This is a genomic window from Sphingobium sp. TA15 (assembly GCF_037101235.1).
In the GTDB taxonomy this organism is placed as follows: domain Bacteria; phylum Pseudomonadota; class Alphaproteobacteria; order Sphingomonadales; family Sphingomonadaceae; genus Sphingobium; species Sphingobium indicum.
Genome location: NZ_AP025355.1, coordinates 3,201,693 through 3,220,896, shown reverse-complemented (window position 1 = coordinate 3,220,896; position 19,204 = coordinate 3,201,693). Strand labels below are relative to the sequence as shown.

Below are 19,204 nucleotides of genomic sequence, written 5' to 3'. Positions count from 1 at the left end.
CCATGTCGAGCACCGAATCTCCCCCGCGCTGGAAATGCCCGTCGATGGTCCGGCCGGTTGGGCAGCCGCTGATCAGGGTGGGCTTTACGCCCCATGGGGCGAAAGAATGGTTAGGAAGCTCTGTGGTAGAGAGGAAAAGGTGGCGCTTTTGGACGGATTCCGATAGCGTGCGCGGAGCGAGCGACAGCCACAAGCATCTGAGCAAGCAACAGTATAGCGAGGCCAGACCAAAGAAAGGAGGCGAGTATGTCGACTAAACAAATTCTCGCGCTCCTGAACTCGCATATCGACGGGGACGAAGACCAGCTCCTGTCGATCGCCTTGCAGATCGCCGCTCAGGAAGCTCGCCAGGGTCGTTCGGACGATGCTGAGAAGCTGAAACGGCTTGTCCAGAAGGCGCGTGATCAGCGCCGGACTGGCAAGCCGGCCGGTGGCCAGACCCCGATCCCGCTCGCTCGACCGCGCGGCGAATTGCAGGGTCTCGTCGAGAGCGCCTATCCCAAGGTTGCACTCTCAAGCATGGTGCTCTCCGACGAGATCGCCAAGCGGCTCGGCCGCGTTGTACGCCAGCAGCAGGAGCGCGTGACCCTGCGCGAGCACGGTCAGATACCGGCCACGCACATGCTTCTGGTTGGGCCGCCCGGAACGGGCAAGACGATGACGGCTTCGGCCTTGGCCGGCGAGTTGCGGCTTCCGCTGTTCACGGTACGGCTTGAAGCGCTGTTCAGCCGGTTCTTCGGCGAGACCGCGGGCAAGCTGCGCCTGCTCTTCGATCAGATCGCGCAGACGCGCGGCGTCTATCTGCTCGATGAATTCGATGCGATCGGCGCGCGCCGGGGCGACCCGAACGATGTCGGCGAAATCCGTCGGGTTCTCAATTCCGTGCTGGCCTTCATGGAGGAACCGAATTCGACCGACAGTCTCGTGCTGGCGGCGACCAATCATGTCGAGATTCTGGACGAAGCCCTCGCGCGCCGTTTCGACGAAGTGGTCGAATATACGCTGCCGGATGCGGCGTCTGCGCGGGGCATTCTTGAACGCCGTCTCGGCAAGTTCAAGTTCGCTTCGAAGGTATGGCCCGGCATTGAAAGCGCGCTTGAAGGGCTCAGCCAGGGCGAGCTGGTCCGCGCGGCCGATACCGTCGTGAAGGACGCCATTCTGGAAGGCGCATCGAAGGTGTCGCCCGACGCCTTGCGCGACGCGCTCGAAAATCGACAGACGTTGAAGGGCAAGTTCCGTCGCCAACCCGGCCGTTAGGCAGGCTCCGCCGAACGGATTGAATGGAACGCGAATGAAGAAGTAGGAGCCTATGGCGGAGCCCGATAATTTCGACGCGAGAGACCGTCCGCATATCGCGATCGACGTCTTTCGTGAAACAGCAGCCTACACTTTTCCCTCGCGCAATCAGGAACGCAAACCCCTTCGGGGAGACTATGCGGCGCACGCCACGCAGCTCCTCGACCAGCTCGCTGCGGCGCTGGGGACCGTTCCAGTTGCGGCTGCCGATCCGCGCCTGCCCGTGCAGGGGCTGAAATCCGGCACTGTCGTGGAGGTCACGACGTTGCCGCCGGCGGAAGGCTCGCGGACCAAGGCCGTCAAGGTGCCGGCGACCCTGGAGTTTCCAACGCAGGACGTTGTGATCCTGCGATCGGAGCGTAACGAGGACCGCACCGAAAGCGCCTTGCTGTTCGTGCCCGACGACGCACGCGCCTTCCTGCGGAATCGCATCACTGACTATGGTCGCGATCCCGGTAATCAGCGACGTCCCGATGTCGAGCGGTTCGAGGTCATCGAAGAAGTCAGGGCGGTGGAAGTCGGATCACTGTTCACCGGCGTGGTGGATCTGGCTGCGCCGGACATCCTCTGGTGGGAGTTGTGGGTTCGCCAGCCGGTCGCGCTGGCGGACCGCCTGGCCGCTGCGGCTCGCAACGCGAACATCGATGTGCATGACGATCGCCTGATCTTCCCGGATACGACGGTCGTCTTCCTTCACGCAGCCGCCGCGGCAGTGGCCGCGTTCGCGGCGCGCGTGCCAGGCGCCATCACCGAGATACGCCGGGCAACAGGAACGATCGAGCCATTTCTCGATCGTGGCGACACCGGCTTTGGACAGCATGATTGGGTGGACGAGCTGGCGCAGCGCGTCAGCCCGCCGTCTCCGGACGCTCCAGTGGTCTGCACGCTCGACACGGGTGTCACGGCGGCCCATCCGTTGATTGCGCCCGGCTTGCGTGGGGCTTGGGCTTACGATGCTGATTGGGGCGCGGACGATCACGAGCCGTACGGCGGTCACGGCACACCACTTGCGGGACTCGTCCTTTACGGCGACCTCGAACCATTGATGAACGACGCGCGCCCCGTCGATCTGACGCATGGCGCCGAATCCATGAAGCTGCTGCCGCCTGGTGGATTTCCACCGACCAAACCGCCCAGCTATGGAGTGGTGACGCAAGGCGCTGTCAGCTTAGTGGAGATCGAGCGCCCGGAAGCGGTGCGGAGCTTCTGCATTGCAACGTCTGCCACCGATTTCCCACCCAGCCGGCCTTCGACTTGGAGCGGAGCGATCGACCAGATCTCGGCCGGTGCCATGCCCGGTGAGGCTGACGACGCCGTGCCGGCCGCGGAGCGATCCAAGAGGCTGATCGTCGTTGCGACTGGAAACGTCTCCGGCGGCATGGCGGTAGACGTCCTGCCCTCGCAGCCTCTGGAAGACCCATCACAGAGCTGGAACGCCCTTACCATCGGCGGCTTCACGCGGAAGGAGCAGCCGCCAGCGCCGCCGCCCGTGTTGCAGGCCGCCGTCCCGGCCAATCACCGCAGTCCGTTTAGTCGTGGCTCGCAGTCGCTGCCTGACGACCTGACGCCGATCAAGCCGGAGGTGTTGTTTGAGGCCGGCAACATGATGTCGGACGCGACCGGCTTTTGCGGCTGGGACCCGGCCGTTTCTCTTCTCTCGGCCGGCTCCGATGTCGCGACCGAACCGCTCGTGCCGTTCTGGGCAACGAGCGCGGCCGCTGGAATGGCCGGAAACTTCATCGGCCGCCTGCAAGCGGCTCGGCCGGACCTATGGGCAGAAACGCATCGCGCGCTAACCGTGGATTCGGCCCGTTGGCCCGAACCGATCCGGAAAAGGTTTATCGGCACCGGAGCCCACTGGAAGACCGGGAAAGCGGCCACCAAGGGCAAGAAGCAGGAGATGCTCCGCGAGTTCGGATATGGCGTGCCGGACATTGATCGAGCCATCCTCTCGGCGCGCAACGATGCCACGCTGGTCGCGCAGGCGGAGATCCAGCCCTTCGCGATCGGTGCGGACGGCCGGACCGGCGTGTTCAATGAGATGCATTTCTACGATCTGCCTTGGCCGAAAGCAGCGTTGGAGAAACTCGAAAACGAGATTGTCACGATGAAGGTGACCCTGTCGTACTTCATCGAGCCTAACCTGGCCGGCAAGGCGGCTACCCGACCCGACACATATCGCTCCTTCGGGCTGCGGTTTGACATGAAGAAGCGCACGGAGACGGCGGCCCGGTTTCGCAGCCGTATTTCCGCGAGCCAGGCCAAGGACGGCACCGAAGCCGATGGCGAGGCCAGTTGCTGGCTCTTGGGGCCGAAAGCCATCCAGGCGGGGTCGCTGCATTGCGACCTGTGGCGCGGCAGGGCGATCGAACTGGCGGGTCACGACGCCATCGCGGTCTATCCGGTCGGCGGATGGTGGAAGTCGCACGTCGGCCAAAAGCGTGTGGCTGACAAAGCGCGGTACGCTCTAGTCATTTCAATCTCTGCGCCCGGTCAGGATGTCGATCTCTACAGTGAGATCAATACGCTTGTTGAGAACAAGGAGATCGAGGTGCTACTCGGCTAGCGCGTCAATTCAGAATAAAAACGGGGGGAATGACCGTGCGGATTTCGCGCGTAAAGATAAGCAACTTCGCGAACTTCTCGGAGATCAACCTCGAGACGGGCGAGAACATCGTCATCGTCGGTGAGAACAAAGTCGGCAAAAGCAATTTCATCCGCGCGCTGCAACTGATTCTCGACCCGGGCCTGTCCGAGCGTGATCGCCAGCTCGGCCTGGAGCACTTCTGGGATGGGTTAGGCGAGGACAAGCTCGGGGAAACGGTTGAGATCGCCGTCGAGCTGACCGACTTCACCGACGATCCGCGATTGATGGCGCATCTGAATGACTGCGTGGTCGATCCAGGGCCGCCGATGGTCGCGCGGCTTACCTACCGCTTTCAGCCGAAGGCCAATCTCGATCGGGATCCGGAGAGCCTAGCCGACTATGAGTACATCATCTTTGGCGGTGACGACCCCGAGATGTCCATCGGGCCGTCGCTACGGCGAATGCTGCCGCTCGACGTGCAGGTTGCGCTGCGCGATGCCGAGAAGGATCTGGCGAGCTGGCGCAACTCGCCGCTAAGGCCATTGATTGAGGAGCTTGCAACCTCCCTGGACGCGGATGCTCGCGCGGAAATTCAGGAGCAGGTGAACGAGGCGCAGGCGGAGTTGGAGGGCCATGCCGAAGTGGTCGCCACGGCAGAGCGGATCAGCGAGCGGCTGATCGCCATCGCGGGCGAGCAGCATGCGGTCCCGCTGACGCTCGGTCTTTCGCCGACACGGGTCGACGCCTTGCTGCGCAGCCTGCGCCTGCTGATCGACAATGGAGCCCGCGGCATTGCCGACGCCAGTCTTGGCACGGCCAATCTGATTTTCATGGCGCTGAAGAGTCTCGAGCTCGATCGGCTCGTAACGGACGGTGAACGCGACCACACCTTCTTCGTCGTCGAAGAGCCGGAGGCGCACCTGCATCCGCACGTTCAGCGCCTTGTCTATCGCTACTTCCTCGGCACGGGCGCAGACGGAGAGGAGGATACGCCGCCGCTGACGACGATCCTCACGACGCATTCACCTCACATCGCCAGCGTCACGCCGATCCGCTCGATCGTCTTGCTCCGCCATGACGCGGAGACGAATGCGACGATCGCCGTCTCGACGGCCACTGCGCCGTTTACCGAGCGCGATGAGGCGGACCTTCAGCGCTACATTGATGTGAGCCGCGGCGAGATCTTCTTCGCCCGCGGTGTCATCCTGGTCGAGGGCGACGCGGAGCGGTTCCTGGTGCCGGCCTTTGCCGACGCGCTAGATATCCCGCTCGACATGCTCGGCATCACGGTCTGTTCGGTCAGCGGCACGAATTTCACGCCCTACGTGAAGCTGCTAGGCCCGCACGGCCTGAACATTCCGCACGTGATCCTGACGGACCGCGACCCCAATGGCGCCAGCCATCCGCGGGTTCGGCGTCGCCTGATCAGTGTGCTGCAATTGCGGGAAGAAGGCGTCAGCTACAGGCGTCTCGACGCGGACGCTGTAATCGCCCGCGCCGAGCCGTTCGGTTACTTCGTCAACAGCAACACGCTGGAACCGGAGCTGTTTACCGGCGGCCTTGCCGAGGGCATGCAGGAGGTGATCGAAGAAGAATTGAGCATCGGCGACGGCACCCGCGAGGAGCTGCAAGGGTGGGTGGATGACCCCGATACGCTCGACGAGGATGCGCTGATTGCGCTCATCGAACGGGTCGGCAAGGGTCGTTTTGCCCAGGCGCTCGCCCGCCACGTCGACGTGGATACATGTCCGGACTACATCCGGCAGGCGCTGGAGCACATCCGCGATGCCGTTGCGTAGCGTCAGTGCTGCCTATCTCGCCCAAGCGGCCGATCTTGCTGGCAACCCGGGCCAGCAGGCGGCCTATGACTCGACCGGCAACTGTGTCGTGCTGGCCGGTCCTGGCAGCGGCAAGACCAAGACGCTGGTGCTCAAGCTGGCAAGGATCATGGCCGAGGACGTGCGCGCGCCGCGTGGTGCGGCGTGCATTACCTATAGTCAGGAATGCGCTCGCGAGCTGACCCGCCGGCTCGAGCGATTAGGCCTGCGTGAGGCCTCCAATCTCTTCATCGGCACCGTTCACGGTTTCTGCTTGCGGCATCTCCTCATGCCGTATGGCCGGCTTGCCGATTTGCCGGTGCCTTTCCCGCTTACCGTCGCCACGACTCGGCAGAGCGACCAGGCAATGAAGCGCGTGGGCGACAGGCTGTTCGGTGTCGGTCATCCGAACAAGACAATGGACCTTGGAAGGCACAGGCGATCGGTTCTCGACCGAACCTCGATTTTTTGGACCAGCGAGGCAGAGCTCGCCGCGTGGGCGGAAGGATACGAGGCCGAGCTGCGGAGGACGGGTCTTATCGACTTCGATGACCTTGTCGTTTTCGGGCAGCGGCTCGTCTCGGAGCACGATTGGGTGCTCCCGCTGCTGCAGGCGAAGTTCCCCGTCCTCGCCGTTGACGAATATCAGGACCTCGGTGTGGCCTTGCATCGCATCGTGAAGCGCGTGGCCTTTGACGGCGGCGTTCGGCTGTTTGCAGTGGGCGATCCCGACCAGTCGATCTACGGCTTCACCGGCGCCGATGGAGCGCTCCTGCAGGACCTTGCGGAGCGGGACGACGTCGAGCGGGTGCAGCTCCGGCTCAACTATCGTTCGGCGGCCCGGATCGTCAGCGCCTCCGAGATGGCGCTAGGCGAAGCGCGCGGCTATCGGTCCAACGACCCGGACCGGCAGGCCGTCATCGAGTTCACGCAGTGCGCTGACGGTCTCGAAGGGCAGGCCGCCCATGCAATCGAAGAGATCATCCCCGCGGCGCTTGCGGGAAAGCCAGGGCGAGCGCTCGGCGATATCGCCATCCTCTATCGCGACTACCGGGCTGGCGACGTGGTGGCGGAAGCGGTGGCCGCCGCGGGCCTCGACTTCGTTCGTGTCGACACCGCCGCTCCTTACCGGAAGGTCGCGCTCACGAGTTGGATCGAAGATTGCGCCGCATGGTGCGCGGGCGGCTGGCGCGAGGCCCGGCCGCAGTTGCGCGGGCTGCTAGATCGTTGGTTGGGATTTCATCGCGCGCGCATCCCCGAAGCCGAGGCGCGCGATGAAGCGCAACGTCTAACCCAGCTTCTCTGGTCGCTTCGCGTCGAGGAGGGGATCGCTCGGGATTTTGTGGCGGCGCTACGAGCCGGGATGCTTGACGCACTTATGGCTGGCGAGCCCAGCCTCGCCGACCAGGGCGAGCAGGTGAATCGGATGACGGCAGCTCTGGCTGTTGGAGGCGCGCTTGCCGACCTCGATTTGGCAAGTCTCGGTGGGCGGGACGGCTCTCCATTGCACCTGAATCTCCTGACGCTTCACTCCGCGAAGGGGTGCGAATATGACGTCGTGATTATGGTCGGTCTCGACCTTGGCAGTCTGCCGTGGCGCAATGAATTGCCCGCTGCTCGCCGCGAGAGCCGCCGGCTCTTCTACGTCGGTCTCACGCGCGCTCGCGACGAGATCCATATGCTTTATTCAGGCTACGTCGATACGGCCCGCGGGAGGATGCGTTGGGGGCGCTCTCCATTCCTCGACGAGCTCGAAGCGCGCATGGAGGAGGCGGAGGACGAGTAACCTATGATGTCATTTCGTGAAGCTCAGGCGATCGAGGACCTCGCAGACCTCCTCTACGATTTCCTTCCCGGGAGCGGAAACAACAGGACCGCATTTCCGCTTGCCGCCGCACAGGCTGGCGTCGGCGATCTATGGGTCCCGGGCAGCAAGCGACCTGCCATGGTTCAACTCCTGACCGCGACGCTGGAACAGCGCAGGTCGTGCTTTACGAAATTGATCGTGGCGATCGTTCGCCAAGCGATGACCTACCGGCGGGGGAAGGGAAATCCGCTCAGTCGTGAAGAGATTGATCGACTCAACAGCCTTCTTCCCGGGGTGCAATTCAAGATCCCTGAGCTGCTCGATCCGAGCTTCCTAAGCAGCTTCGGCTCGCCAAAGGCCGCAGAGCGAGCGCCGCAGGCGTCGTCGACGCTGGGCGCGGAGAAGGAGCAGGAGCTCGCTGCGCTCCTCATCGAGATCACCAAGCTCGATCCCCAGGCGCGTGGTCTGCGTTTCGAGGGCTTTCTGAACGAGCTGTTCGCCGGGTTCGGGCTGGCGCCGCGCGGCTCTTTTCGGCTCGTCGGCGAGCAGATCGACGGGAGCTTCAAGCTGCACGGTCAGACCTACCTGGTTGAAGCAAAATGGCATGGGCCTCAGATCGGCTTTGCCGACCTGATGACCTTTTCGGGCAAGGTCGGTGGAAAGGCATCTTGGTCGCGCGGGCTGTTCGTCAGCAATTCCGGCTTCACGGCCGAGGGGCTGGAGGCGTTCTCGCGCGGACGCCAGACCAACCTCATATGCGCTGACGGGCTCGACCTCTATGAGGTGCTCTCGCGCAAGGTTTCACTCATCACCGTTTTGGAAGCCAAGGAGCGGCGTGCGGCCGAGACGAACCGGGCGTTCGTCGCTGTGCGGGACCTGAATCTTGGGGGATGATCGAGCCGCCATGACGGTATAACCACAGACGAGCCGTCGCTCGCACTTCGTAGCGTAGCGTACAGACGGTGGAGCTGGTCTGAGGGTCGTTCGGTGAGGCTTCTAAACCGTGTCCGGCGATAGATGGTGGAAGGTGGGTTTCGCAAGGACGGCCGAAAAAGCCAGTGATTTCAGCAGCGCGAGTTTTTGACGGGTTGGCTGACGGTATGGCGAGTCATGAAAAATATTTTGTGCTGCAATTTCAGGGCGTTATGCGGGTAGGAAATAATCGAGTGGGAGTAAAGCCGAAATAGCGAATGTCCGGGGACATTCGCCGGCTTTACTCGGCCGGGTAAACGGCCGCGGGCAGGATTAAATGACCGTCCGGGGGACGGTCATCCGATTTACTCGGCGTACAGCCGCTTCACCGTCGCGCTGCCGGTGCGGGTGAAGAAAGCCGGGACCAACCCGTGGACCATGCAGGCCAGCCCCGCGCGCACCATCAGGAAGCCGAAGCGCGTCGCCACCTCGAAATGCTCGCCATAGCTTTCATGGACGTCTCTGGGATGTTTCAGGAACAGGCGGTCGATCATGTCTGCTCAAATCGTGATCGTGGCAAAGCCGCACCCTAAGGCATAAGCGGGCGGCGGCAGAGGGCCGATTGCGCGGAACTTGACCCCTCGCCCCGAAAACCGGCATGTCGGCCGGCATGAGCGAACGCGACCCCCTGGGCCATCCCGTCTATCGGGACATGCCGACCACCATCTTCGAAAAAATGTCCGGCCGGGCGCGGGAGACGGGCGCGATCAACCTGGGGCAGGGCTTTCCCGACGCGCAGGGGCCGGAGGAGATATTGCGCGCCGCCGCCGACGCGCTGATGACCCGGTCCAATCAATATCCGCCCATGGCCGGCCTTGCCGAACTGCGCGGGGCGGTGGCGGCGCATTATGCGCGGCATCAGGGGATCGACCTGTCGCCGCAGGAGGTGATCGTCACATCCGGCGCGACGGAGGCGATCGCGGCCAGCCTGCTGGCGCTGGTCCGGCCCGGCGATGAAGTGCTGGTGCTGGCGCCGCTCTATGACGCCTATCTGCCGCTGATCGAGCGGGCGGGCGGCGTGGCGCGGGTGCTGCGGCTCACCCCGCCCGACTGGCGGATCGGGCGAGAGGCGCTGGCGGCGGCGGTCACGCCAAACACGCGCCTGCTGCTGATGAACAATCCGGTGAACCCGACCGGCATCGCCCTGCGCGAACAGGAACTGGCGCTGTTGGCGGAATTGTGCGTGGAAAACGACCTGATCGCCATTTGCGACGAGGTGTGGGAGCATGTCATCTATGACGGCGTCGCGCACAGGCCGCTGATCGGCTTTCCCGGCATGCGGGATCGGACGGTGAAGATCGGTTCGGCGGGCAAGATATTTTCCCTCACCGGCTGGAAGGTCGGCTGGATGTGCGCAGCCCCGGCCCTTGCGACGCTGCTTGCCCGCGCTCACCAGTTCATCACCTTCACCACCCCGCCCCACCTGCAATGGGCTGTGGCCGAGGGGCTGGCCAGGCCGGAAAGCTGGTTCGACGCCATGCGGGGCGCCTATCAGGCTTCCCGCGACCGTCTCGTCGCGGGGCTGCGGGGAGCGGGCTATGTCGTCAATGCCTGCGCGGCGACATGGTTCGTGACCGTCGACCTGCCCGCTTCCGGCATCGACATGGACGATGTCGCCTTTTGCGAGCGGATCATCGAGGAAGCGGGCGTGGCGGCGATCCCGATTTCCGCCTTCTATCCCGCTGAACCCGTGACGCACCTGGTCCGCCTCTGCTTTTCCAAGGCGGACGGGATATTGGACGAGGCGGCGGCGCGGCTGGCGGCTTTCCGCGCTTCCCTGATCTGAAGCGCGGCTAGCGACCGACTGATGCGGCTTGCGGCGGTGACGTCATGCGGCTAGGTTCACCTTTCGTTCTGTAAAGGGGCATATATGGACAGCCTGGCCGCCATTCTCGTCATTGTCGCCCTGGTCGCGGGGTTGGGGATCGGCTGGCTGGCGAAGGGCCGGTCCATGGCGCCGCTGCTGGCGGAAAAGGCCGATCTGGCGGGCAAGCTCGACATGGCGGCGACGCAGCGCAACGCGGCGATCCAGGAACTGGTGGTGGCGCAGGAGCGCGCGGCGCAGGCGGCGGACCTGGCGCGGAAGCTGGAGGCGGAGCGCGCCGGGCGGGAAGCGGCGGCGCGGGAACTGGCGGCTTTGCGGTCCGACGCGCAGGCGCGGGCGGAAGCCTTCGAAGCGCAGATCGCCGCGCTCAAGGACGCCAAGGAGCAGCTTTCGGCCCAGTTCAGCGAGATCGGCGGCAAGCTGCTGCACCAGGCGCAGAGCCATTTCCTGGAACGCGCCGACCAGCGCATGATGCAGGCGCATGAGAAAAGCGAGGCGCAGCTCAGGCAATTGCTGCATCCCGTCAACGAGACGATCCAGCGTTACGACCAGAAGATCACCCAGATAGAGCAGCAGCGGACGGAGGCCTACGGCATCCTGCGCGGCGAGATCGAATCGATGAAGACCGGGCAGGAAGCCGTGCGCGCCGAGGCGCAGCGGCTGGTCGATTCGCTGCGCCATGCGCCCAAGGCGCGCGGCCGCTGGGGCGAGCAGCAGTTGCGAAACGTGCTGGAGACATGCGGCCTTTCCGAACATGTGGATTTCCAGACCGAGGTGAGCGTGGAGGGCGAGGACGGCCGGCTGCGCCCCGACGCGATCCTGCGCGTGCCGGGCGGGCGGGCGCTGGTGATTGACGCCAAGGTGTCGTTGAATGCCTATCAGGACGCCTATGGCGCGGAGGGGGACGAGGAGCGGAAGCGGCTGCTGTCCGCCCACGCCGCCGCCATGCGGGCGCATGTCGAGACGCTGGGGCGGAAAAGCTATGCCGAACAGTTCGACGATGCGCCCGATTATGTGATCATGTTCGTGCCCGGCGAACATTTCCTGTCCGCCGCGCTGGAGCATGATCCGCAGCTTTGGGACCATGCCTTCGCAAAGCGGGTGCTGCTGGCGACGCCGACAAATCTGATCGCCATCGCCAGGACCGTCGCGGCGGTGTGGCGGCAGGAGAAGATGGCGGACGAGGCCAAGCGAATCGGCATGCTGGGCAAGGAACTGTACGAACGACTGGCGGGGGCGGCGGGGTCGCTCAAGAAGCTGGGCAATCGGCTGAACGGGGCCGTGGCGGATTACAACAGTTTCGTCGGCAGCTTCGAGGGCCGCGTTTTGGTGACGGGCCGCAAGCTGCGCGACCTCAACATCGAGACGGGCGGCAAGGAACTGGAGGAGTTGGAGCCGGTGGAGGCGCTGGTCCGCGAACCGTCTTCGGCTGAGGCGGTGCGGGCTTTGCCGGATGCGCTGCCGGATGCGGCGGAATAGCTACCCGCGCATGATGTTAGCCGACTAACTGTTTCGGGGTGGAGCGGGATGTCGGGATCGGGCATGGGGGCTGGCTCCTGCCTTCGCAGGAGCACGGGGTCGTCCGCCCTCAAAGACCGCTGACGAGGTGCCCGCCATCCACCGCGATGACCGCGCCCGTCATGTAGCGCGACTGATCGGAACATAGCAGCAGGAGCGGCCCGTCCAGATCCTGCATCTGGCCGAGTCGCTTCTGCGGGATGCGCGAGATGAGCCGCTGACCTGCGTCGGACGCGAAGAAGTCACGGTTAAGGTCCGTCTCGATATAGCCGGGCGCCAGCGCGTTGACCCTTATGTCGAACGCCGCCCATTCCAGCGCGAGCGCCTTCGTCAATTGGATGAGGCCGGCCTTGCTGGCGGCATAGGCGGCCAACCCCTTGGACACGCGTTCCCCCAGGATCGAGGCGACGTTGACGATCGTTCCCCCTTGGCCCCGCATCATGCGCGCCGCCTGCTGGGCCACGAGGAAGGCGCCGGTCAGATTGGGCTGGAGCACCTGCGACCACTCGGACGCGCTGAGATCGAGCGCCGCGCGCGTGTGGGCTACGCCTGCATTGTTGACGAGGATGGAGAGCGGCGCTGCAAGGTCGCGCTCGATTTGCCCGAAGGCTGCCGCCACCGCGTCCGGATCGGTCACATCCATGGCGACGGGAATGCATGTGCCGCCCTGCCGCCCGATCTCATCGGAGAGCGCCGAAAGCGCGTCGACTCGGCGCGCCGCCGCCACGACCGTCGCCCCTTCCCGCGCCAGCAGGCGAGCGAAATGCCGGCCCAAACCCGAACTCGCCCCCGTGACCAGCGCTGTCTTGCCCTCAACTTGCATTGTCCGCTCCCTCGCGCTTGCATTCTCGTCATCCAGCCCTATCCCTAGGAGGAACCGACCAGACGGTCGACTTACCTTTGTGAGAGGTAGGAACGCAGAACAGGGAACAGAGCCGGCAATGGCGCGAGAAGCAGCAAAGAAACGGCAGACGACCGAAGCGCATGACGAGAAGCGCAACGAGATATTGAGGCATTGCGCAACGCTGTTCGACCGGGTGGGATATCACAAGGCGTCGATGCAGATGCTGGCGGATGAGGTGGGCCTCGGCAAGCCGACGCTCTACCATTATTTCCCCAGCAAGAACGCCATCCTCTTCGCGATGCACGACGCGCATATGAGCGCGCTGCTGGCCGGGCTCGACGAGGAAGGAGGATCGGACGATCCGCTGGGCCGCCTGCGCGCCGCTTGCATCGACATCCTGCGGCAGATTGCGGAGCATCCGGGTTATGTCCGGGCGTTCATGGACCATTATGAGGATCTGGAAGGCAAGATGCGCGACCATATCCGGGCGCAGCGCAACGCCTATCTGCAGCGGGTGCGCGGCATCATCGAGCAGGGGATCGCGAACGGCCATTTCCGCCAGTGCGACCCGGGGCTCACCACCTTGGGCTTCCTCGGCATGTGCAACTGGGCCTATAAATGGTATCCTCCCCTGGCCAAGCGCAGATCGCCGGAGGACGTCGCCGACGCGATCTGCAAGCCCTTTTTCGAGGGGCTGAGCCTGAAGGACCGCTGATCATGTCCGCTGCCGGCCGTTCCTGCGCGATGCCGTCCGCTGCCTTGATCGATGCGGTCCGCTTTTCGGAACCGGGGGGCATAGGGCCGGCGGCGGAGCGGCTGCGCGATGCGGTGATGGACCTTTGCGGGCTGCGCACGGCGGTCACGCATAATGTGGCCTCCCGCGAACCGATGCGTGACGGAAATGGCGCTGTGCTCGCCAGCGAGATATTCGGTTTTCGGGGCGAGGAGCCGCGCTGGTGGGAGGTGCCTCAGCTTGCCCTTTCCTCGCCCATCGTTCACGCTTGCCGGGTGGAGGCCGAACCGTTCTGGTGCAACGCCCATGGCTTTTTCACCCGCCTGCCCAACCCGCTGCTCGACGTGATCGACCTGCACGATTTCCGCATCCGGGCCATGACGGCGGCCGCGATCGTGGTTCCGATCCACCTGCCCTTCGGGCAGATCGGCGCGGCGAGCTTCCTCTCGCCCGAGCCGGAGGCCAATGACCTGTCGGACGCCTATGCCTGCGCCGCGGACGCTCTGGCCGTGCTGGCGCGGGCCTTCGTGCAAAGCTATGTCAAGGTGACGGCGCGGGCGCGGCCCGGTCTGGGGAGCATATCCCTGACCAAGCGCGAGGTGGAATGCCTGCGCTGGGCGGCTGCCGGGAAGACGAACGAGGAAATAGGCATCATCCTGGGCCTGCAACGCACCACGGTGCGATTCCATATCCGATCGGCGTCCGTGAAGCTGGATGCCGTGAACCGCGACCAGACGATGTTCAAGGCGGCGCAGCTCGGCTTCCTGGGCATGATAAACTAGCCCCTGTCGCATTGGTCAGAAGCCGACCGAACGGTCGGGCGTTATGTCTTCGGAAGGAGATAAGCGATGCCCGACACCCTGCCCGTTCCGATAGCCGACGACCTCATCTGCCCCGATGCGGACGGCATTGCGCTGCTTGCCTCCAGAGAGCGGGCAACCCATCGCCTGTGCTTTCCGGCGCGGCCGGAAGACGACACGCGCTATGACCGCGTCCTGCTGCCGCGCACGGGCCGGCTCTGGTCGTGGACTGTCCAGCGCTTCCGCCCCAAGTCGCCGCCCTATGCCGGCCCGGAAGCGTTCGAGCCTTACGCTGTGGGCTATGTCGAACTGGATGGGGCGCTGATCGTCGAAGGCCGCCTGGTCGACGTAGCGTTCGATGATCTGGCAATCGGCATGGCGATGCGCGTCGTGCCGCTGCCCTTCCCGCTGGCGGACGGCACAGTGCGCACCAGCTTCGGCTTCGCACCGGACGGGAGCGCCGGGATATGAGCGAGGACGTCTTCATCGTCGGCGCGGGCATCCATCCCTTCGGCCGCACGCCCGGCCTTTCGGGCCTGCAGCAGGGCGTCTTCGCCGTCCGCCAGGCGCTCGAACGCGCAGGGCTGGCATGGCGCGATATCCAGTTCGCGTTCGGCGGATCGGATGCCGCCGGGAATGCGGACACGATGGTGTCGGAACTGGGGCTGACCGGCATCCCCTTCATCAACGTCGCCAACGGGTGCGCGACCGGAGGGTCGGCGATGTTCGGCGCCTACAGCACGATCAAGTCCGGCGAGTTCGATCTTGGCCTCGCTGTAGGTTTCGACAAGCACCCGCGAGGCTCCTTCTCGCCCCTGCCGGCGGACTGGGGGTTGCCGGACTGGTATGGCGAGACGGGGCTGATGCTGACCACCCAGTTCTTCGCCATGAAGATCCAGCGTTATATGAGCCTCCATGGCATCACCCCGCGCATGCTGGGCGCGGTCGCCGAAAAGGCGTTCGCCAACGGCGTCCTCGCCGATCATGCCTGGCGGCGCGAAGCGGTGGACATCGACACCATCCTCCATTCGCAGATGGTCAGCGACCCGCTCACCAAATTCATGTTCTGCTCGCCGGGGGAGGGCGCGGTAGCGCTGTTGCTGGCGAGCGGCAGAAAAGCCCGCGAACTCGGCCTGCCCGCGGTGCGGTTGCGTGCGGCCGCGGTTCGCACCCGGCCGCCGGGATCGTTCGAGGTCTTTTCGCCAGCGCTTGATCTGGAGCGCGGCGGCTCGCCCACCAGCGTCGCGTCTCAGGCAGCCTATGACATGGCAGGCGTCGGCCCCGAAGACATCGACATCGCGCAACTTCAGGACACGGAGGCGGGGGCCGAGATCATGCACATGGCCGAAAACGGGTTCTGCGCCGATGGCGAGCAGGCCGCATGGATCGCCGAGGGCCGCACGCGGATCGACGGCAGCCTGCCGGTCAACACCGATGGCGGGTGCCTCGCCTGCGGTGAGCCGATCGGCGCGTCGGGGCTTCGCCAGGTGTATGAAAATTATGTGCAATTGATCGGGCAGGCGGGCGCGCGACAGGCTCCGGGCAAGCTGCGCCTGGGCTACAGCCATGTCTATGGCGCGCCGGGCGTGTCCGCTGTCGCCATCGTGGAGCGCTGAGGCCATGGACCTGGCGCTTACACCAGAGCAGCGCGCCTTCCGCGAGGAGGTGCGCGCTTTCCTCGCCGCATCGCTCTCGCCTGAACTGCGGCGCGGGGCCGCGCTGACGTCCGGCGTCTTCGCAGAGCCCGATATCGCACGCGAATGGCAGGCGATATTGGAAGCGAAGGGATGGCTGGTCTATCACTGGCCGGACCATGCAGGCGGGCCGGGATGGACGCCGGTCCAGCGCTGGATCTTCGAGAAGGAATGCGCGGAGGCGGGCGCTCCGATCCTGCCCGGCATGGGCCTGAAGCTGGTGGGGCCGGTGCTCTACACCTATGGCACCCCGGCGCAGAAGGACCATTATCTCCCGCGCCTGCGCACGGCCGAGCATATTTGGGCGCAGGGTTTTTCGGAGCCCGGCTCCGGCTCCGACCTTGCAAGCCTGCGGACCCGCGCCGTGCGCGACGGCGATCATTATGTCGTGTCGGGCCACAAGATCTGGACGACGCAGGCGCACCATGCGAACCGGCTGTTCGCCCTGGTCCGCACCGATCCGCATGTGAAGCCGCAACAGGGCATCAGTTTCCTGCTGATCGACATGGCGCTGCCCGGCGTGACGGTGAAGCCGATCCTCAGCGCGTCGGGCGATCACGAGTTGAACGAGGTCTTCCTCGACGAGGTGCGGGTGCCGGTTTCGGACCGTGTCGGCGAAGAGGGGCAAGGCTGGTCGATCGCCAAGTTCCTGCTGGAGAATGAGCGGGGCGGGTCCAGCTTCGCGCCGGCGATCCTGGCCGATCTTGCCCGGTTGCGGACATCGACAGGGCCGCTGACCGGCGAACTGGCGGATCGCGCCGTCCGGCTTCAACTGGAGGCGGAAGCGCTGGAGATGACCGAACTGCGGACGCTGATCGAGATCGAGCATGGCGCCGCGCCCGACCCGCGCAGCCTGACCACCAAGCTGCTGGCGTCCGAGATCCGGCAGGGCGTGGAGGCGCTGGCGGTCGACGCCTTCGGCCTCGCCGGCCTTCAACTGCCGGTCGAGCGTCCCTTTTACGGCGACGCCATGCCCACACCCATCGGTTCGCCTGAGGCGCAGGTCGCGGCCGCCCGCTACCTCAACGCCCGCGCCTGGTCGATCTTCGGCGGCACCAGCGAAATCCAGCTCACACTCATCGCGAAGGCCGCGCTCGGCCTCTAGACACAAGAAGGATGCATCATGCCTGAAGCCTATATCGTTTCCGCCCGCCGCACCGCCGGCGGCCGCCGCAACGGCCGCCTTGCCGGCTGGCACCCCGCCGATCTTGGCGCCCTTGTGCTGGACGCGCTGGTCGCCGATGCGGGCGTCGATCCGGCCGCGATCGACGATGTGATCATCGGTTGCGTCAGCCAGGTGGGCGAGCAGACCTTCGCCTTCGGCCGCAACATCGTGCTCGCCTCCAGCCTGCCCGACAGCGTGCCGGCGGTGACGATCGACCGGCAGTGCGGCTCGTCCCAGCAGGCCGTGCATTTCGCGGCGCAGGCGGTCATGTCGGGCCTTCAGGACATCGTGATCGCAGGGGGCGTCGAAAGCATGACGCGCGTGCCGATGGGTTCCCCCATCACGCTGGCCAAGGCGGGCGGCATCGGCGCCAACCCCTTCTCCGAGGCGATCCAGAAGCGCTATGGCGTGGAGATGTTCAGCCAGTTCCACGGCGCGCAGATGATCGCCGACAAATATGGCTTCACCCGCGACGACCATGACAGGTTCGCGCTCGCCAGCCACCGGAAAGCGGCGGCGGCCATGAATGCAGGCGCGTTCGACGCCGAGATCGTTCCGGTGCCCGTCGTCACGGCGGAAGGGGAGCAGGCGATCCACGACCGCGACGAAGGCGTCCGCGCCGATGCGTCGATGGAGTCGATCGGTTCGGTCAAGCTGCTGAGCGAGGGGGGCACGCTGTCCGCGGCGACCGCGAGCCAGATCTGCGACGGCGCGAGCGGCGTGCTCGTCGCGTCCGAAGCCGCCGTCAGGGCGCATGGACTGAAACCCATCGCCCGCATCGTCAACCTGGCGGTGACGGCGGGCGACCCGGTCATCATGCTGGAGGAGCCGATCCCGGCGACGCGGCGGGTTCTCGACCGCGCCGGCATGACGATGAAGGACATCGACCTGTTCGAAGTGAACGAAGCCTTCGCATCGATCCCCATGGCATGGATGAAGGCGCTTGATGCCGACCCGGAGAGGCTGAACGTCAACGGAGGCGCGATTGCGCTCGGCCATCCGCTCGGCGCGACCGGCACGAAGCTGATGGCGACGCTCATCCATGCGCTGAAGGCGCGGGGCCAGCGCTACGGTCTCCAGACCATGTGCGAGGGCGGCGGCATCGCCAACGCCTCGATCATCGAGGTGCTCTGAGCCATGAACCTCGCGCTCAGCGATGAGCAGGCGATGGTCCGCGACATGGTCCGCCGCTTCCTGGCGGACCGGTATGACGCGACGACCATGGCGAAAGGGCCGATGTCTCCCGACGACTGGCGCGCATTGGGGGAACTCGGCCTTTTCGCCCTGCTGACGCCGGAGCAGGCAGGCGGCCTGGGCGGCGGCGCGGCGGAGGTGATGATCGTCTCCGAAGAGATGGGGCGCGCCCTTGCGATCACCCCGCTGGCCGAGGCCATCCTGCTGTGCGGCCGGGCCATCGCTGGCAGTGCCGCCGCCGAAGAATGGGGCGACAGGCTGATGCAGGGAAACGCCCTGCTCGCATTCGCAACGGGTGGCGCGCTTGTGGACGGTAGGCTCCGCGGAACGGCGGCCATTGTCCGGGACGGCATGGATGCCGACGCCTTTGTCGTGGAGACCGAGGCAGGCGCGCTTATGCTCGTCGACGGGCAGGACAGCGGAGTCCGCAGGACGCCGGTTCGCCTGGTCGACGGCAGCATGGCGGCCCATGTGCGATTCGATGCGGTGCAGGCCCAGCCGCTCACCGTTCCGGCGGGCATGTGGGCAGAGGCTCAAGCCCTGGCCGGCCTGTCGATCGTCGCCGAGTTAGTGGGCGCGATGGCGACCTTGCTCGACCTGACCGTCGATTATGTCAGGCAGCGCCACCAGTTCGGCAAGCCGATCGCGAGCTTTCAGGTCGTCCAGCATCGCTGCGCCCGGATGTACACTTGGTTGGAGCAGTCCCGATCCTTGCTTTTGAAGGCGGCCCTGGCCGAGGAGGAAGCGCGGTTCCGGGCCGTGACGGCGGCGAGGGCCTATATTGGCGACGCTGCCTTGAAACTCGCGGAGGAGGCGGTGCAGTTGCATGGCGGCATGGGCGTGACCGATGAACTCGCGGTCGGGCGTGGGCTGCGCCGCGTGCTGCTGCTGTCGCGCCTCCATGGCGGGGGAATAGCGGCTCGTGCCGCCCTGGCAGCCTAAGGGATCAGCG

At 65.3% G+C, this 19,204-nt stretch carries 16 protein-coding genes; 14 read left to right on the top strand and 2 right to left on the bottom strand.

Annotated elements, in window-relative coordinates:
• The first annotated feature begins 246 nt into the window (after nt 1-246).
• The 5 genes from Sj15T_RS15780 to Sj15T_RS15760 are packed head-to-tail and all read left to right on the top strand — an operon-like array spanning nt 247 to nt 8,401.
• Nucleotides 247-1,257 (top strand): ATP-binding protein, encoded by a 1,011-nt coding sequence (locus Sj15T_RS15780; protein WP_013039023.1) that lies wholly within the window; start codon nt 247-249, stop codon nt 1,255-1,257.
• A 52-nt stretch (nt 1,258-1,309) separates the two neighbouring features.
• On the top strand, nt 1,310-3,862 hold the full coding sequence (locus tag Sj15T_RS15775) for a S8 family peptidase (protein ID WP_013039022.1): 2,553 nt from the start codon (nt 1,310-1,312) through the stop codon (nt 3,860-3,862).
• Nucleotides 3,863-3,891: 29 nt separating this feature from the next.
• Entirely contained in the window at nt 3,892-5,682 is a 1,791-nt protein-coding gene (locus Sj15T_RS15770; RefSeq protein WP_013039021.1) for an AAA family ATPase, read from the top strand.
• Nucleotides 5,669-7,486 carry an ATP-dependent helicase gene (locus tag Sj15T_RS15765; RefSeq protein ID WP_013039020.1) on the top strand — a complete coding sequence of 606 codons (1,818 nt, stop codon included), beginning with the start codon at nt 5,669-5,671 and terminating at the stop codon, nt 7,484-7,486. Before Sj15T_RS15770 ends, Sj15T_RS15765 begins: the two co-directional genes overlap by 14 nt.
• Before the next feature lie 3 nt (nt 7,487-7,489).
• Nucleotides 7,490-8,401, top strand: coding sequence for a restriction endonuclease (locus tag Sj15T_RS15760; RefSeq protein WP_021223368.1), 912 nt, complete (start codon nt 7,490-7,492; stop codon nt 8,399-8,401).
• 383 nt (nt 8,402-8,784) lie between these two features.
• Here Sj15T_RS15760 and Sj15T_RS15755 read toward each other — a convergent pair whose 3' ends face one another.
• The gene (locus Sj15T_RS15755) at nt 8,785-8,973 is read right to left on the bottom strand and encodes a DUF6356 family protein (protein WP_013039018.1); all 189 of its coding nucleotides are present in this window, start codon (nt 8,971-8,973) and stop codon (nt 8,785-8,787) included.
• 104 nt (nt 8,974-9,077) lie between these two features.
• On the opposite strand from Sj15T_RS15755, the gene Sj15T_RS15750 reads away from it, so the two are divergent.
• On the top strand, nt 9,078-10,265 hold the full coding sequence (locus Sj15T_RS15750; protein WP_013039017.1) for an aminotransferase: 1,188 nt from the start codon (nt 9,078-9,080) through the stop codon (nt 10,263-10,265).
• A gap of 84 nt (nt 10,266-10,349) precedes the next feature.
• Entirely contained in the window at nt 10,350-11,783 is a 1,434-nt protein-coding gene (rmuC, locus tag Sj15T_RS15745) for a DNA recombination protein RmuC (protein WP_007686697.1), read from the top strand.
• Between the two features lie 109 nt (nt 11,784-11,892).
• Here rmuC and Sj15T_RS15740 read toward each other — a convergent pair whose 3' ends face one another.
• A complete protein-coding gene (locus Sj15T_RS15740; protein WP_013039016.1) occupies nt 11,893-12,645 on the bottom strand; it encodes a glucose 1-dehydrogenase in 753 nt (250 codons plus the stop codon).
• A 118-nt stretch (nt 12,646-12,763) separates the two neighbouring features.
• Here Sj15T_RS15740 and Sj15T_RS15735 point away from each other — a divergent pair, with 118 nt between their 5' ends.
• The 7 genes from Sj15T_RS15735 (at nt 12,764) to Sj15T_RS15705 (ending at nt 19,194) form a co-directional block, all read left to right on the top strand.
• Nucleotides 12,764-13,381 carry a TetR/AcrR family transcriptional regulator gene (locus Sj15T_RS15735; protein ID WP_013039015.1) on the top strand — a complete coding sequence of 206 codons (618 nt, stop codon included), beginning with the start codon at nt 12,764-12,766 and terminating at the stop codon, nt 13,379-13,381.
• A 2-nt stretch (nt 13,382-13,383) separates the two neighbouring features.
• Nucleotides 13,384-14,181: a LuxR C-terminal-related transcriptional regulator gene (locus Sj15T_RS15730; protein WP_013039014.1), complete on the top strand. Its 798-nt coding sequence runs from the start codon at nt 13,384-13,386 to the stop codon at nt 14,179-14,181.
• A gap of 66 nt (nt 14,182-14,247) precedes the next feature.
• Nucleotides 14,248-14,670: an OB-fold domain-containing protein gene (locus tag Sj15T_RS15725; RefSeq protein ID WP_013039013.1), complete on the top strand. Its 423-nt coding sequence runs from the start codon at nt 14,248-14,250 to the stop codon at nt 14,668-14,670.
• Nucleotides 14,667-15,815, top strand: a complete 1,149-nt coding sequence (locus Sj15T_RS15720; protein ID WP_007682890.1) for a thiolase family protein — start codon at nt 14,667-14,669, stop codon at nt 15,813-15,815. The genes Sj15T_RS15725 and Sj15T_RS15720 overlap by 4 nt, the downstream gene beginning before the upstream one ends.
• Before the next feature lie 4 nt (nt 15,816-15,819).
• On the top strand, nt 15,820-16,998 hold the full coding sequence (locus Sj15T_RS15715) for an acyl-CoA dehydrogenase family protein (protein ID WP_013039012.1): 1,179 nt from the start codon (nt 15,820-15,822) through the stop codon (nt 16,996-16,998).
• Nucleotides 16,999-17,016: 18 nt separating this feature from the next.
• Complete coding sequence (locus tag Sj15T_RS15710; RefSeq protein ID WP_013039011.1) at nt 17,017-18,192, top strand: acetyl-CoA C-acetyltransferase; 1,176 nt, start codon at nt 17,017-17,019, stop codon at nt 18,190-18,192.
• A gap of 3 nt (nt 18,193-18,195) precedes the next feature.
• Nucleotides 18,196-19,194, top strand: a complete 999-nt coding sequence (locus Sj15T_RS15705; RefSeq protein ID WP_013039010.1) for an acyl-CoA dehydrogenase family protein — start codon at nt 18,196-18,198, stop codon at nt 19,192-19,194.
• Nucleotides 19,195-19,204: the final 10 nt, after the last annotated feature.